The organism is Halosimplex yunnanense (assembly GCF_054504345.1).
The window spans coordinates 179,724-195,632 of record NZ_JBTJEL010000029.1; the positions used below are offsets into that span (position 1 = coordinate 179,724).

The 15,909-nt window shown below is 66.5% G+C and carries 12 protein-coding genes; 8 read left to right on the forward strand and 4 right to left on the reverse strand.

Translation table 11 applies throughout. The features are described 5' to 3' along the window. Window positions 1-111: 111 nt before the first annotated feature. Window positions 112-2,745 (forward strand): DUF7282 domain-containing protein, encoded by a 2,634-nt coding sequence (locus AB2U09_RS04345; RefSeq protein WP_459191463.1) that lies wholly within the window; start codon window positions 112-114, stop codon window positions 2,743-2,745. Window positions 2,746-2,932: 187 nt separating this feature from the next. Here the strand turns inward: AB2U09_RS04345 and AB2U09_RS04350 are convergent, their stop codons facing one another. Further along, a complete protein-coding gene (locus AB2U09_RS04350) occupies window positions 2,933-4,393 on the reverse strand; it encodes a pectate lyase family protein (protein WP_459191464.1) in 1,461 nt (486 codons plus the stop codon). 157 nt (window positions 4,394-4,550) lie between these two features. Between AB2U09_RS04350 and AB2U09_RS04355 the strand changes: the two genes are divergently transcribed. The 7 genes from AB2U09_RS04355 to AB2U09_RS04385 all read left to right on the forward strand — a co-directional run bounded on the left by AB2U09_RS04355 (window position 4,551) and on the right by AB2U09_RS04385 (window position 13,136). Continuing rightward, window positions 4,551-6,482: an ABC transporter substrate-binding protein gene (locus AB2U09_RS04355; RefSeq protein ID WP_459191465.1), complete on the forward strand. Its 1,932-nt coding sequence runs from the start codon at window positions 4,551-4,553 to the stop codon at window positions 6,480-6,482. Between the two features lie 117 nt (window positions 6,483-6,599). Then, window positions 6,600-6,794, forward strand: a complete 195-nt coding sequence (locus AB2U09_RS04360) for a hypothetical protein (protein WP_459191466.1) — start codon at window positions 6,600-6,602, stop codon at window positions 6,792-6,794. Window positions 6,795-6,953: 159 nt separating this feature from the next. Continuing rightward, entirely contained in the window at window positions 6,954-7,958 is a 1,005-nt protein-coding gene (locus AB2U09_RS04365) for an ABC transporter permease (protein WP_459191467.1), read from the forward strand. A 155-nt stretch (window positions 7,959-8,113) separates the two neighbouring features. After that, window positions 8,114-9,250 carry an ABC transporter permease gene (locus AB2U09_RS04370; protein WP_459191468.1) on the forward strand — a complete coding sequence of 379 codons (1,137 nt, stop codon included), beginning with the start codon at window positions 8,114-8,116 and terminating at the stop codon, window positions 9,248-9,250. Further along, window positions 9,251-11,491, forward strand: coding sequence for an ABC transporter ATP-binding protein (locus AB2U09_RS04375; RefSeq protein ID WP_459191469.1), 2,241 nt, complete (start codon window positions 9,251-9,253; stop codon window positions 11,489-11,491). A 105-nt stretch (window positions 11,492-11,596) separates the two neighbouring features. Beyond that, the gene (locus AB2U09_RS04380) at window positions 11,597-12,652 is read left to right on the forward strand and encodes a lactonase family protein (RefSeq protein ID WP_459191470.1); all 1,056 of its coding nucleotides are present in this window, start codon (window positions 11,597-11,599) and stop codon (window positions 12,650-12,652) included. Between the two features lie 49 nt (window positions 12,653-12,701). Further along, on the forward strand, window positions 12,702-13,136 hold the full coding sequence (locus tag AB2U09_RS04385) for a PPC domain-containing DNA-binding protein (protein WP_459191471.1): 435 nt from the start codon (window positions 12,702-12,704) through the stop codon (window positions 13,134-13,136). A gap of 13 nt (window positions 13,137-13,149) precedes the next feature. Here AB2U09_RS04385 and AB2U09_RS04390 read toward each other — a convergent pair whose 3' ends face one another. The 3 genes from AB2U09_RS04390 to AB2U09_RS04400 form a co-directional block, all read right to left on the reverse strand. Beyond that, complete coding sequence (locus AB2U09_RS04390; RefSeq protein WP_459191472.1) at window positions 13,150-13,413, reverse strand: hypothetical protein; 264 nt, start codon at window positions 13,411-13,413, stop codon at window positions 13,150-13,152. Window positions 13,414-13,817: 404 nt separating this feature from the next. Next, on the reverse strand, window positions 13,818-14,657 hold the full coding sequence (locus AB2U09_RS04395) for an NAD-dependent epimerase/dehydratase family protein (RefSeq protein WP_459191473.1): 840 nt from the start codon (window positions 14,655-14,657) through the stop codon (window positions 13,818-13,820). A 52-nt stretch (window positions 14,658-14,709) separates the two neighbouring features. Next, window positions 14,710-15,849 carry a pectinesterase family protein gene (locus tag AB2U09_RS04400; protein WP_459191474.1) on the reverse strand — a complete coding sequence of 380 codons (1,140 nt, stop codon included), beginning with the start codon at window positions 15,847-15,849 and terminating at the stop codon, window positions 14,710-14,712. Window positions 15,850-15,909: the final 60 nt, after the last annotated feature.

The following is a 15,909-nucleotide window of genomic DNA, read 5'->3' on the forward strand; positions in this document are numbered from 1 at the left end:
ATCACCGTGTGAAACGTCTCGGCCAGCCCCCCGCGGGCCCTAGGCAATAGATCACAAACATATATATGGCGGTGAGTCAACTTTGCGCACGTATCTTCCAGTGGATCACATATGACAGATCGAACACAATCAGTTGGAGCGGTGTTTTTCGCGGTCGTGATGGTCCTGTCGGTCGCCGCAGGGACCGCCGCGGTCGCGGGAGCACAGACGGGAACAGACGCCGCCGTCGGGGCGGCAGCCGATGCCGACGCATCGGTCACGGCCATCGAGAACAACAGCGCGAAGCCGTTGACGATCTCGTGGTTCCGGAACGACGGTGACGCCAACGGACCGTATCCGGTCCCGCCGAACGAGTACGACGGCAACGAGTCGGAAGGCATCGAGATGTTCACGAACGCCGAGGGCGACGCGCAGCTGCGCGTCGACAACACGACGGCGCGCAACCCCAACGGTCAGTGGGACATGCTCGCGCTGCACGTCGAGACGGACGGGCTCGACGCCCTGAACCCGCCCAGCGAGGGTGCGGACAAGGGTCTCGTGACCGAGAACTTCGTCCAGAACGACAGCTGGGACGTCGAGATCACCCAGACTAACGGCGACAAGGAGCTGAACGTCGAGGACAACCAGGACGGCTTCGAGTCCCCGATGGTCTCCCAGCCGACCGAGGGCGACGTCCCGCCGGTGATGGTCTTCGCCGACACCGAGGAGATCGACGACGACTTCACCGTCGGCGGTGAGCCCGATACCGGTCTGTTCGTCTGGATCGACCCCAACAGGGCGGTCCTCTCGGAGAACGGCGAGAACGCGAGCTTCGAGCCCGGCGACGAGTTCGAGGCGACGTTCACGGTCGACGGCGAGACCGACACGACCACCTTCGAGATGGTCGACGGCCAGGTCCGCTTCAACGAGAGCCTGTCGCCGGCGAACACCGTCGACGCGCCCGTTCAGGGCGAATCGACGCTCGCGGGCGGCTCCGAGGTCCAGCTCGTCCTCGAGACCGAGGACGGCTACAACGAGTCGACCACCGTCGAGGTCGAGGGCGACCAGACGCTGATGGACAGCGACTCCAAGGCCTCGGCACCGTGGGGCACCATCGCGGGCAACTTCGACCTCTCCGGCAAGGAGAATCAGGAGTTCACGATCACCGCCTACGCGCCCGGGCCGGAGAACGCCACCATCGACGGCGAACCGGCCCGTGACGGTGACGAGTCCCTCAGTGAGGACAACCGTATCGAAGTGGCCAACGGTTCGGGCACCGTGCGCGACGTCATCGACCCGAACTACGCCATCGAGAACGCGACCATCCGCGACTCGAAGGTGATGACGATCGCCTACCACAACCCTGACCACGAGACGGCCTTCGGCGTCGGCGAGCAGGTCGGCGACGGCCACGCCTCGGGCGACCCCACTATCGCGAAGAACACCGACGGCCACGGCCAGTTCGACGAGATGTGGGTTCACTTCGAGACCAGCGACGAGATCTTCGAGGCCATCGACCGCTCGCCCGGTCGCAGTCAGGTCCAGAAGTTCCAGAACTCGCCGCTGTCGTTCGAACTCGAACAAGTGAACGCCGAGGGCGAGCCGAAGACGCTGAACCTCACCCGGAACGCGTCGGGCGTGTTCGTCGCGCCGGACAACGGGGACTCCGACCAGCGCATCTACAACAGTTCGGAGATGACCGGCCTCTTCTTCTCGATGCTGCCCAGCGAGATGACGCTGTATCAGGACGGCGAGCCGGTCGACCCGGAGATCGGCGAGCGCTACGAGGCCACCCTGACCATCGACACCGAGGAGGGAACCCGCGAGGAGACGACGCAGTTCAGCTTCGTCGAGGGGAAGACCGTCCTCGCCAACGCGGACGAACTCGAACTCCCCAGCGCCGAGGGGACCGAGATCACGTTCAACTCCACGCAGGCCCGCGGGACGGCGATGGGCATCCGCCTCGTCGCCCGGAACGACTCCGGCGGGATCATCATGGACGAGAACACGGGCGAGATGGGGCTGACCGGTCTCGGCCCGCAGATCTGCTGTGACGGCGGGATGACGAACCCGTGGGGCACGATCTCCGGGACGTTCGACACCAGCGACCTCCCCGTCGGCACGAACATCACCGCGACCGCGCGGATCGTCGCCGACGTGCCCGACCAGGACGTCGTAGTCGTCGAGCGCATCAACGGCACCATCCGCGCCCCGCCGAGCGGGTCCATCGCGCTGAGCGACCAGTCGGGCGACGGCGAGAGCGTCACCGTCGATAGCCTCGAACTGAGCGACGGCGGGTTCGTCTCGGTCCACACGGGCAGCGCGACCGGGCCGACCATCGGCGTCAGCGACTACCTCGAAGCCGGCGAGCACTCCGATCTGCCGATCGCGCTCGACGAGGCGGTCGACGAGGACGCGACGCTGTACGTGACCGCCCACGTCGACTCCAACGACAACCAGGAGTTCGACTTCCCGGCCTCCGACGATCCGCTGACGAACGACGACGGCTCGGAGGTCGCTGCGAGCGCGTCGTACACTGTCGAGGCCACGCAGACGGCGACCGCCACACCGACCGCGACGGCGACGCCGACTGACACGCCGACCGACACGCCGACCGCGACGCCCGACGAGGGCGGCGACGGCAGTGACGGCGGTGGCGAAACCGCCGAACCCGAAACGACGGCCGACGACGGCCCCGGATTCGGACTCGCCGCGACGCTCGTCGCGCTGCTGGCGGTCGCGCTGATCGCCCGCCGCCGCGACTGAATCGTTCGAAACGTCCCATTTTTTCGCGCGCTGACCGACCGCCAGTCGCGACGCTCTCACTCGACCGTCCCGTGTTCGACGAGACAGCCCGACTACGAGCGGTATGCGTCGCTCTCGTGGACGGAGGCACGAACGGAGAATGCTGCGTGAAAACGGAGTCGGAACTGGTCGGTGAGTCGACCGCGCGTCAACCCTGTTCGACGGCGACGGTGAACTCGCGGAGCCAGTCGGCGAGCCCCTCCTCCGGCACGGACAGTTCACGGGTCGTCGACTCGAGGTCCGGATAGCCGCCCACGTCGTCCTGGCTGTCGATCGAGGTCCCCTCGCGGTCACGTACGTCCGAGACGATGCGCTCGTCGTGCGGTGTCCGGTCGGCCGGACGCGCCCCAGCCGACGAGAGGACGGTCTCGTAGGCCTCCTCGGCGTCGGCGGCCGTCAGGCCGTCGGGCCACAGCGGTCGGGTGCTCGCCATCTCGATCGGTGCGCCGTCGCCGACGACGGGCATCGACGACGGATCCGTCCGGTTGTAGGCGACGAACGCGGTGATAGGGCCTTCCGCGTCCGTATAGGTCGCCCCGACGACGGGCTCGTTGTCCGCCGTCATCGGACCGGCCCGGTAGTAGTTCCCGACGATGGAGGCGGTCGTCTCGGCGGCGACGCCGCCGCCGAGGTTCGTCCCGCGGTCGAAGTTGTACATCACGTTGTTCGCGACGACTGAACTCGTCCCGCCCTTGAGCCGTGGGTGCCGGCCGACGTTGTGCGCCCAGAGGTTGCCCGCGAGCGTGACGTTTTCGCTGTTGTTCATCACCAGCGACCCCATCGAGTGGGCGCCTTTCGGGTGGATCGAGTCGTGGAGACACTCCGCGACGATGTTGTTGCTGATCGTCACGTCGGGCGCGTCCGGGGAGTTCGTCGAGAGCCCTTCGTCGGTCCCCCACGTCGCGGTACAGTGGTCAATGACGACGTTCGAGCCCCCAGCGTTCCCGATGGCGTCGACCGGTTCCGGGATGTCGTCGCCCGGCCGGACCCGCAGGTGCTGGAGGAGTACGTTGTCGGCCTCGACGTGGAGACCACCGCGGACGAGGGTGATCCCGGGCGAGGGAGCGGTCTGGCCGGCGACGAAGACGTTCGGCTGCGAGACGCTCAGCGACCGTCCGCCGAGGTCGATCACGCCGCCCACCTCGAAGACCACGATGCGCGCACCGGACTGGCCGAGCGCCCACCGAAGCGACCCCTCACCGTCGGCGTCGAGAGTGGTGACTTTCACCACCTCGGGCGTCGCTCCCGACAGCCAGCTCGCGTCGGCAAACCCGTCGACGGGCGCAACGGTGGAACTCGGGGACGCCTCGAAGAGGGCGGCGTCGAACCCGGGCGCGATCGTCGTCCCCGACCGCTCCGTCTCGGCGGGAGTCGACGTCTCGGACGCCGAGTCCGTGGCCTCGGCTGTCGCTTGGGGTGTCCGCGTTGGTGAGTCCGTCGCGTCGTCCGTAGACGTGGACTCGGGTGTCGTCGAGTCGCCGCCCAGCGAACCGCAACCGGCCGCGGCGCCCGCCGCGCCGACCCCCGCGAGCGTCAGGAGTCGCCGTCGGGAGACCGGCGGATTGCGATGCTGATCGCTGTCGGTGTCGCGTCCGCGCTCCTCAGTCATACCCCACTCCATGGGCTACCCCCCGTTAAAGCTGCCGGAGCGCGACCCCCGCCGAGCGGATCACCGCGGGCCGCTTCGACCGCCGACGTCCCGATGACCGGCGAAACCGACCGCAAAGATAGTTAAGTATATATAGAGTCATGTTCAAAGTCGGGGTATGCCAGACTTTGACAACTGGCGATCAGACGGGAGTACGAGACGCGACTTCATCAGGGCCGGTGCCGCCGGAAGCGTCATCCTGCTCGCCGGTTGCTCGGGTGAGGACGGAACTCCGACACCGGGCGACGGGAGCGGTGACGGCGGAGACGGGACCTCCGGCGACGGGAGCGGTGACGGCGGCGACGGAACCTCCGGCGACGGTGGCGACGGCATGTCCGGCGTCAACGACGCCCGATTCCGCCTGTTCGACCACGCCGACGCGGCACCGCCGGAGCGACACCTGAATCCGTGGAACCCGGCGCAGACTGGCTGCTGGTGGCCCGGTGCGGCGATCATGGACCGCCCGGCGGCCTACAGCCCCTCGGCGGACCAGATCATCAACGTGATGATCGAGGACTGGGAGATGACGGACGAAACGACCCTCGAGGCCACGTTCCGCGACGACTACACGTGGCACAACGGGGATCAGTTCGTCGCCCAGGACTACGCGATGGAACAGCAGATCGAACTGGAGATCCTCAAGGCGCAGGCCGAAGAGGGCGAGAACGCCCACGTGGCGATGGAGAGCATCGAGGCGGTCGACGACCAGCTCGTCCGCGTCAACCTCCACACGCCGTACGCGCCGAAGTTCGCGATGCAGAACACTATCGCGGACTACCACGGCAACCTCGCGCGCGGCGTCTTCACGAAGCACGACGACGACCAGTGGAGCGACTGGCACGAGCGCCTGCGCAACTCCGAGGGCGACGAGCTAACCGCAGTCATCGAGGAGATTACGACGGCCAACTACCCGGCGATCACGGACGACCCCATCGGACACGGTCCCTTCCAGATCGCGGACGTCGGCGACAACATCATCGTCTGCGAGCTCTACGAGGACCACCCCAACGCCGAGAACATCAACTTCCGGGAGTTCGCGATGCGGAACTTCCCGAACACGAATCAGCCGGTCCAGCCGTACTCGAGCAACCAGGTGGACGCGACCGCCGGCGGCTTCCCGGTCCAGAACGACCTGAAGAGCCAGCTGCCCGACACGCACTCGCTGTACCGCGAGGCCCGGTCGGCAAACAGCCTGTTCACGTTCAACTGCGGCGCGTTCAACGACTACGACACGCCGGTCAACGACCGACTCGTCCGCAAGGCGATCTGTCACGTCTTCGACCGCCAGCAGGTCGACAACCTGCTGCAGGGCGTCAAGCGCCGCTTCGAGTGGCCGCCGTGCCGCGTGCCCGGCCGCATCCTGGAGATCGGTGACCACGAGGCCACCGAGTGGATCCAGGACTTCGAGATGTACGGCCAGAACGACACCGAGCGCGCCGCCGAGTACCTCCAGCAGGCCGGCTTCGAGCAGGACAGCAACGGCAACTGGCTCACGCCGGACGGCGAACAGTGGGAACTGGAGTTCCTCAACGCGACCGAGCGCGTCGACTTCCAGATCCTCCAGCAGAACCTCGAGAACTTCGGCGTCAGCGTGACCCAGAACTCCGTCGACTCGGCGACCTTCGACGAGCGTCGCCAGAACGGCGAGTACGAGATGATCCCCGACGGCTCCTCGGCGAACGGCATCACCGCGATGTGGGCGCCGGGCCTCGTCGTCGACTGGCTCTCCAGTCTCGCACAGTTCTCGCTCGACACCGAGATCCCGATGCCCATCGGCGACCCCGAGGGCTCCAGCGGGACCAAGGAGATCAACGTCGCCGACCACATCCAGAGCTGGCAGACCACCGGCGAATCCAAGTACCACAAAGAGCTGATGTGGTGGTGGAACCAGCACGTCCCGGAGCACGAGAACATGTACGAGCCCGACGCGGGCGCGTTCAACACGCAGAACTGGAAACTCAACGCTCCCTCGGAGATCACCGAGGGTATCGACGACGCGCTGTTCATCGCGACGAAGGTCGGCGACGGCATCCAGTACACCGGTAACTGACCGGGCGAACTCGCCGACGGCCCCGATTCATCCTTTTTCCGCCGCGACTCGTCCCGAGCCGTTTGTCGTCGTGACGGCCGAGGAACGCTTATATCTCCCCGGCGTCAGTCGGAAGGTATGGGACTGCTCAAGTCCGCCGCGAAAGTGATCTTCGGGGCCGACATCCTCTTTTTACTGCTGCTGGGGTTCTGTTTTTACTTCCTGGAGCCCGGCACCGCCCCGTACGTCGTCGCACAGTTGACGCTCGTTCCGACGGTGCTGACGCTCGTCGCAAGCGCCGTCGTCATCCGGACGGGGTGGGAACCGTTCTGATCGGTCGGTCGAACCCCGAACGCTGACCGGGTATCGGAACGGGACATCCTTTATCAGTCCATCGTGACGTACCGTCGACTGATTACGGGTGCCCGCGCACGGGCGATGGAGGGATACATTCAAGGGGTTCGGAATCACTACCATTCAAGTAGTAGGATCATGGTAAACATAGACTGGCGTCTGCGCAGGCTAGGGCAGACAGCGTTCACCGCGTGGGCCGTTATCACGCTCTCGTTCGTGATCGTCCGGATGATGCCGGGCAATCCGATGGGGGCGATGATCCAGCAGCTCGAGCGGAGGGGGATGGACCCCGTCCGCGCCCGCGAGCTGGTCGAACTGCGGCTGAGCATCGACCCGACGAAACCGATTCCACAGGCGTACGCCGACTACATGATAAACATGGCCCAGGGGAACCTGGGTCAGTCGGTGTATTACCAGGAGTCGGTCGTCGACATCATCGCACAGTCGTTGCCCTGGACACTGTTCGTGCTGAGCTGGGCGACGTTCCTCAGCTTCTTCATCGGCATCACCGTCGGCGCGCTGATGGCGTACTGGGAAGGCGGGAAGCTGGACGTGGGACTGACGTCGTGGGCGATCGTGATGGGTTCGATCCCGTTCTACGTGCTGGCGATCATGCTGCTGATCTTCATGTCCTACCGATGGGGCATCTTCCCGACTGGCGGCAAGCAGCCGACCGGCGTCGAACCGGGGTTAACGTGGCCGTTCATCTCGGGGGTGGTACGGCACGCTGCGTTGCCGGTGCTTTCGATGATCGTCGCGTCCGGGGTGGCGTCGCTGGGGATGCGTGGGAACGCGATCCGCGTCCTCGGCGAGGACTACCTGCGGGTCGCGCGACTCCGCGGGCTCTCCGACGTGACCATCTCGACGCAGTACGTCGCTCGCAACGCCATCCTCCCGATGTACACGACGCTGCTGATCAGCATCGGCGAGATGTTCGGCGGGTCGATCGTCCTCGAGCAGGTGTTCCAGTACCGCGGCATCGGGTGGTACATGCTGTCGGCGACCTACCAGCGCGACTACGCGCTGATGATGGGCGGATTCGTGGTAATCACGCTCGCAGTCGTCACCACGCTGCTGATCGCCGACCTCACGTACGGCTATCTGGACCCGCGGGCACAGGGGCAGGAAAGTGAAGCATACTGAGAACCAGCGGACGGGGGCGCCCCAGTCCCGCGATTCGGCGGCGCCGCGGGCGCCCGCACGCGGCTGCGGCGACGGGAGGACCCCGTCACGGACAACCGAGACAGACAGAGACATGGAATCCACCGAGCGATATGCACTAGCGGAGGGATCGAACGATGAGTGACCCGACCGACGAGTCCGAGCGGACCGACCACGCCGAAGCGCTCGAAGCCATTCCGTCCGGCGACGGATCGGCCGACGGCGAGTCGTCCGACGAGCCCGTTGCGCGGACCGACGGCGGGAACGTCGGCGTCGACTCGCCGTTCGAGGTCGTCTCCTCGGTCGAGGAGACCCGGATCGACAGGATCCGCAAGATCTACGACAGCTACATCCGCGCGCCGTTTCTCATCGTCTGGACGGACTGGCGCGCCCGGATCGGGTTCACCGTCGTCTTCTTCTACCTCTTCATGGGTATCGTGGGGCCACACCTCCTCGAACCGGTCACGGTCGGCGAGGCCGGCGCGCTGGCGAAGCCGTTCCAGAACTGGGAGTATCCCCTCGGGACCGACCGGATGGGCCGAGACCTCCTCTCACAGGTGGTCTATTCGACGACCGAGATCCTGAAGATGGTGTTCTCGGGCGCCCTCGCGACCGTCGGGGTCGGGACGCTCGTCGGCGCCATCGCCGGCTACAAGGGCGGCTGGGTCGACACGGTCCTGAGTTCGATCACGGACATCTTCATCAACCTGCCGGGACTGCCGACGGTGATGGTGCTGGCACTGCTGCTTCCCATCGGGAGCAATCCCTACATCATCGGCCTCCTGCTGAGCATCGCCGCGTGGGGCGGTCTCGCCCGCGCGATCCGCTCGCAGATGCTGACGCTGCGCTCTGAGTCGTTCGTCGAGGCCTCGCGGGCGATGGGCATCCCGTCGCGGGACATCATCTTCAAGGAGATCGTCCCGCACCTGATGCCGTTCGTCGTGATCAACCTGACCAACGCGGCCCGCCGGGTCATCTTCTCGGCGGTCGCGCTGTACTATCTGGGCATCCTGCCCTTCGAGAAGCTCAACTGGGGGATCACGCTCAACCAGGCCTACCAGGCTAGCGCCCACACCCGACCGGGTGCGCTCCACTGGTTCCTGGTTCCCATGATCGCCATCATCGTCTTCTCCATCGGCCTGATCCTCCTCGGGCAGTCGCTGGACCGCGTCTTCAACCCGCGCGTCCGCGCCCGCCACGAGAAACGCTCCGAGGGCGGCGAGGCGAGCGGCGAGGACGAAACGAGCGGCGATACCATGGTCGGAGGTGTCTAAATGACGGTTTCCGAGACAGACTACGAACGGACGGTGGCGCACAGCGACCCGATCCTGCAGATGCGGGACACGACGGTCTCGTTCGACATGGAGCGCGGCGAATCGCGCGTCCTCGACAACGTCGACATGGACATCGAGCGCAACGAGGTGCTCGGCGTCGTCGGCGAGTCGGGGTCGGGCAAGTCGATGTTCGCCTCGGCCCTGCTCGACGCCGTCGTCGACCCGGGGTACCTCGAAGGTAACATCACGTACAACCCGGGCGACGGCGAGTCGCTCGACGTCCTCGAACTGAGCAAGCAGGAACGGAAGCAGTACCGCTGGGAAGAGGTGTCGATGGTGTTCCAGGGGGCGATGAGTTCGTTCAACCCCGTCCGGGACATCGAGACCCACTTCGTCGAGACGCTGGAAGCCCACGACTACGACGTCCGCGAGGGCATGGAACGGGCACGCCAGCTCCTCGGCGACCTGTACCTCGACGCCGACCGCGTGCTCGACTCCTACCCCCACGAGCTGTCCGGCGGGATGAAACAGCGGGCGCTCATCGCGCTCTCGCTGGTCCTCGAACCCGAAGTGCTCGTGATGGACGAGCCGACCGCGGCGCTGGATCTCTTGATGCAGCGCTCCATCATCTCCCTGCTGGAGAGCCTCAAGGAGCGCTACGACCTGACCATCGTCTTCATCACGCACGACCTGCCGCTGGTCGCCGACATCGCCGATCGGGTGGGCGTGCTGTACGCCTTCGAGTTCGTCGAACTCGGGCCGACCGACGAGATCCTCGAAGACGCCGCCCATCCGTACACGCGGATGCTCCTGAAGTCGACACCGAACCTCGAATCGCCCATCGAGAACATGCGGCCGGTCGAGGGCTCGGCGCCCGACCCGGTGAACGTGCCCGCGGGCTGCTCGTTCCACCCGCGCTGTCCGCTGGCCGACGAGCAGTGCGTCGACGTCGACCCCGGCCCGTACGACGCGGGCGAGGGGCGGTTCGTCCACTGTCACCACTGGGAGCACGCCGCCGAGGAGATCCCGATGACGGAGGACTCGGACACCGCCGCGCTCGCCGAAGACGGGTCGGAACTCCGGTCGACGAGGGCCGTTCCCGACCGAGAGGGCGAGGAGCCGGTCCTGTCGATGAACGACGTGGAGGTCCACTTCGAGCAGGAAGCGGGCTTCATGGACTTCTTCGACGACCCGCCGAAGGTCAAGGCGGTCGACGGCATCGACCTCGATATCTACGAGAACGACGTCGTCGTCCTCGTCGGCGAGTCCGGCTGCGGGAAGACGACACTCGGGAAGACCGCCGTCGGGCTCCAGCGGCCGACCGGGGGGAGCGTCGAGTACCGCGGGAACGACATCTGGGACGTCCGCGACGGCGGTGGTGACGGATCGGTCTCCTGGAGCGAGATCCGCCGGTCGCTCCAGATCGTCCACCAGGACCCCGGTAGCGCGCTCAACCCTCACCGACGCAACAGCAAGATCCTCGAAGCGCCGCTGAAGCGGTGGCACGACGACCTCGACGGCAACGACCGGCGCCAGCGGGTCATGAGCATGCTCGAACACGTCGGAATGACGCCGCCCGAGGACTACTACGAGCGCTATCCCCACCAGCTCTCCGGCGGCGAGCAACAGCGCGTCGCGCTCATCCGCGCGATGCTGATGAACCCCGAGGTCATCCTGGCCGACGAACCCGTCAGCGCGCTCGACGTGAGCCTCCGCGTGGAGATGATGGACCTCCTCATCGAACTGCAGGACATGTTCGACACCTCGTACCTGTTCATCAGCCACGACCTCTCGAACGCCCGCTACATCGCCGAGCGGACGGGCGGTCGCATCGGCGTCCTCTACCTCGGCGAACTGGTCGAGATCGGGCCGCCGGAACAGGTCATCAACAACCCCCAGCACCCCTACACGCAGGCGCTGCGCTGGGCGACGCCGGAACTCGATCCGGAAGAAGAGCGCACCGACGAGTCGCCGATCCGCGAGATCGACATCCCGGACCCCACGAACCCGCCGAGCGGCTGCCGCTACCACACCCGCTGTCCCGAAGCCCGCGAGGTGTGCGCCGAGCAGACGCCCGGTTCGTACGAGGCCGACACCGGCGCCGAGTCCCACCGCGGGGCCTGCTTCCGGATGGTCGAGGACCACGAGTACTGGTCGAGCGAGTCCATCGTCGACGAGGACGCCGACGAGTTCACCATCGGCGCCGACGATTCCACCGGTACCGCTCCGTCCGACGACTGACGACCCGTTCGCGCGTTCGCTTTTTTCGACGCGAGTTTCCCCGTGTCCGAGGTGTCGAGTACGGTGACCGGACGAATCAAGACGGATCCGGGCCAACAGCGGACCATGACTGATCGTGAGCACCTCGCGCTCGTCTGTTCGACGGCCGGCGACGGCGACGCGGGGATCTACGCGTACGCCTACGACGCGGCAGATGGGACGCTGTCCGAGACGGCGTCGACACCGGTCGAGCATCCGATGTACCTCGCCGTCCATCCCGACCGCGACAGGGTCTACGTCGCCGACCGCACCGACGGCGGCACGGTGAGCGCATTCGCGGTCGACCGGGCCGACGGATCGCTGCGTCGGCTCTCCGACCGGTCGAGCGAGGGCGTCGGCCCGTGTTACGTGAGCGTCGATCCGACGGGCCGCTACGCCTTCACCGCGAACTACGGGGGCGGAACGGCCGCGATGTACCCCCTCGACGCCGACGGTGACCTCGGGGAGGCCTGCGACGTCGTGACCCAGGAGGGCAGCGGCGCGGATCCCGACCGACAGGCCGAACCCCATCCGCACGCCGCTGTTCCCGGCCCCGACGGGGAGTTCCTCTACGTCCCGGACCTCGGGACGGACCGGGTGGAAGCGTACCGGATCGACCCAGCGGAGGACCGACTTCGTCCGGTCGACGACGCGAGCGCGACGCTCCCGCCGGGAACGGGGCCGCGCCACCTCGCCTTCGACCCCGATGGGGAGTACGGCTACCTCGTCGGCGAACTCGACTCGACGGTGACGGCGCTCTCCCGGGACGCAGCCACCGGAGCGCTGACGCCCGTCGACTCTGTGAGTACGGTTCCCGACGGCGTGGCGACCGCGGATAATTCGCCCTCGGACGTCCACGTCCATCGGAGTGGCCGGATGTACGTCTCGAACCGCGGCCACCAGAGCATCGCCGGGTTCGCCGTCGGCGACGACGGGTCGCTTTCGGCGATCGGGCACGCGCCGACCGGCGGCGCGAACCCCCGAGACTTCGCCTTCGACCCTGCTGGCCGCTTCCTGCTGGCGGAGAACCGTGACGACTTCACCGTCGTCAGCTTCGCCGTCGGCGAGGACGGCGGGCTGGACGAGCGCGTGCGCCGGCCCGTCCCCAAGCCGACGTGTCTCGCGTTCGTCCGGCGGGCCTGACTTCCGGTAGGGGCAGATTTATTCTCGCGCCGGCCGACCAGTTGGGTGTATGGAGACCTTCGAATCCGACGACGGACACGTAGTCGTCCGTCTCGACCGCGGCGACATGGCCCTGGAATCGATCGAAGCGGCGTGCGAGGAACACGACGTCGACACGGGCGCCGTCGTCTCCGGGATCGGGACGTTCAGCAACCTCAACATCCACTACGTCAACCGGACGGACCTGCCGGAGGACCAGTCGGACCGGAACGTAGACCTCGAACTGGAGGGGTCGTGGGAGGTCACGAACGTCGGCGGCGCCATCGCCGACGGCGAACCGCACCTCCACGTCACGGCGTTCAACGGCGATCGAACTGTCGGGGGCCACCTCGAAGAGGGCTGTGAGGTGAACGTCCTCGGCGAGTTCACCATCCGGAAGTTCGACGGGCTCTCGCTGACGCGGGAACCCGGAGAACACAACGTCTCGCAGTTGACCGAGCGATAGCGACTGTCCCCTTTTACCGGCGGCGCCACCAGATCAGGATTCGGCCGACCGTGCCGGCGATCACGAGCGCAGTGCCCCACAGCAGGAAGATCGTCGCCCAGATGCCGGAGATCCCGCGGACCAAGATCCCAACCTGGATCGCCCCTTCGATCGACACCGCGAGGATGGCCAGGAGGATCCCCAGCACGATGACCCTCGCCAGTACCGAGTCCCTGAGTTCCGACACCGCTCGCGTCGAAAGCCTGTTCGCACCGCTCGCGTTCTTGCTGGTCGCCATTACCCAAAGGTGGGTTACACTGCTATAAATTGGTTTGGGTCGACCCGACAGTGGGAGTACCGCGACCGCCGCCGTAACTGGGGAAAAGCATATGTAGTAGATGTTCCAAGACGATACTGTCCCGACCCCACGCGGGACACTGTACAACCATCCGACCGACCACCGTCACTCCGCGCAATCCGCCCGCGGAACTGCTGTCTCTATCGTCGGCGGGGCCGTCGGTCGCGCGCTCCCACCTCGCGCGACCGCTCTCGGTCCCGCTCACGAGGCTTTCTCTCTCGACCGCTCTCGGTCCCGCTCACGAGGCTTTCTCTCTCGACCTTCGGTGAAAAGCCGCGGCGTCGGCAGTCGTTCGCCGTCGTCGCAAAAGGGTCGCCGTCGCCGCCAGGAGATCGGGGCCGCTCTCAAGCGGGCGGTTCGTCCCACTCGTCGCCGTCGTCCTGCGGGTTGTAGTCGATCTCCGAGCGGGCGTGTTCGAGGTCGAACCACCGGCGCTGGTTGTCGCTGACCCCGTAGTAGACGCCGTACTCGACGGACTCGTCCTCGAAACAGCACTCGACCTGGTGGGCGAAGTCCCGGCGGGACTGCCAGGTGCATTTCATCCGGGCGACGTCCCGCTCGTACTCGGGGCTCCCGCGCTCGTACTCGCCGTCGTCGACGGCCGACTCCGCGTCGCCGTACGGGTGGTCGTACTCGGGCATGTTGACCGTCCCGACGCGCAGCGAGTACACCTGCTTGGGGTACTCGAACTCCTCGACGTAGTAGCGGGCCAGGTCCTCGCCGAAGCTCTTGGAGGCGCCGTAGTAGGAGTCCGGGCGGACCGGGTCGTTGTGGTCGACGACGAGGTTGTAGTCCCGGCTGTACAGCTCCGGGGCGTGTTCGGTCTCGTACAGCCCCACGACGTGGTTGGTCGAGAGGAAGACGAACGTCTCCAGCTCTTCCTGCCGAGCGGCTTCGAGGGCGTTGTACGCGCCGACGATGTTGGGTTCGAGCACGTCCGTCCAGTCGCCGTCCGTGTAGGGGTAGGCGGCCATGTGGACCATGGCGTCCCGGCCTTCGGAGGCGGCCTGGAGCTTCTCGGCGTCGGTGACGTTGCCGACGACCGTCTCGTAGCCGCCGTAGGGGTGGTCGTCGGGTCGGTCCGACCGGTTGTAGTACGTGAAGTCGTAGGCGTCGTCGTCGTGCAGGTGGTCGATCAGCGCCGTCCCGCACCGACCGTACGCGCCGGTAACCAGTACGTCCATACCCAATACCCGGCTCGTTGCCCTATCAAAATGTCGGATCCGGAGCCGCGACCTACGCGCTCCCGTCCGAGAGGCAGTCTTCGATGGCCCACCCGTCGAACAGCGTCTCGAGGGATCGGTACGGCTCGGCCTCCTCGTCGCTCAGCTGGTGGGCCCAGTCGACGCGCTGGTCGGGCGCCGCTCCCGGCCCCTCGTTGTTGTACTCGGCGAGGAACGCCGTCTTCGTCTTGTCGTCGTGTTCGGGTTCGTCCCACGGCTCCCAGCCCCGCGGCCGGATCACGTCGCCGAGGTAGCAGTTCATGAACACGGCCTGTCCGTAGGGTTCCCACGGGCGGCCGAGATAGACCGACTGTTCGGGGGCGTCGCCCGTGATCTCGCAGTTCCGGAAGACGTAGCCGTACTCCTGTTTCTCGGGCGTGGCGGGGGCGGCGATGTACCCCTCGTCCTTGCAGTTGATCTTGCAGTTGTCGAAGACGGCGGTGGCCAGACCGAAGATGAAGTCCACGTCGCCCTCGACGTAGCAGTTCCGGAAGTACTGGCGGGTGCCCCGCCCGTAGTTGTAGAGGGTGTCCTGGTTGCCGAGGAACCGGCAGTTGTCGAAGAACGCGCGGTCGCCGCTGATCCGCATGGCGACGGCCTGGGCGACGGGGTCGGCCGCGTTCTCGAAGGTGATGTTCCGCGCCGTGAAATCGAGCCCGTCGGCGAAGAAACTCGAGGACTGGGAAGTGCCGAGTTCCTCGCCGTTGTCGCCGGGCTTGTCCGCGTGGTCGTCGTAGGTGAGGACCGTCTCTGCCACGTCGTCGCCGACGAACGTCACGTCGGTGCGGTTGGGCGGCAGGCGAATCTTCTCCTTGTACCGGCCGGGCTTGATGCGCACGCGGTAGCCGTCGAAAGTTCCCGGCGAGATGGCGTCGATCGCCGCCTGAACGGACTCGAAGTCTCCCGAACCGTCCTGGGCGACGACCGCGTCGAACTCCTCGCCGCCCGGGCAGCGGTACTCGGCCAGCAACGCCTCGATGTCGCGGTCGGTCGCGGTCGGCGTCGGCGTCTCCGTCGGAGTGGACGTGGGGCTTGGCGTGGGGGAGTCAGTGGGCGTCGCCGCCGGTTCAGTTTGCGTGTCGGCGTCGGTGGGTGTTCCGTCGTTTCCGCCGCTACATCCGGCGATCGCCCCCAGCACGGCCGTCCCAGTCATGGAAAGTACCTGTCTCCGCGACGGTCGACGTGAGGTCAACGATGATACGGCCGATCCCCG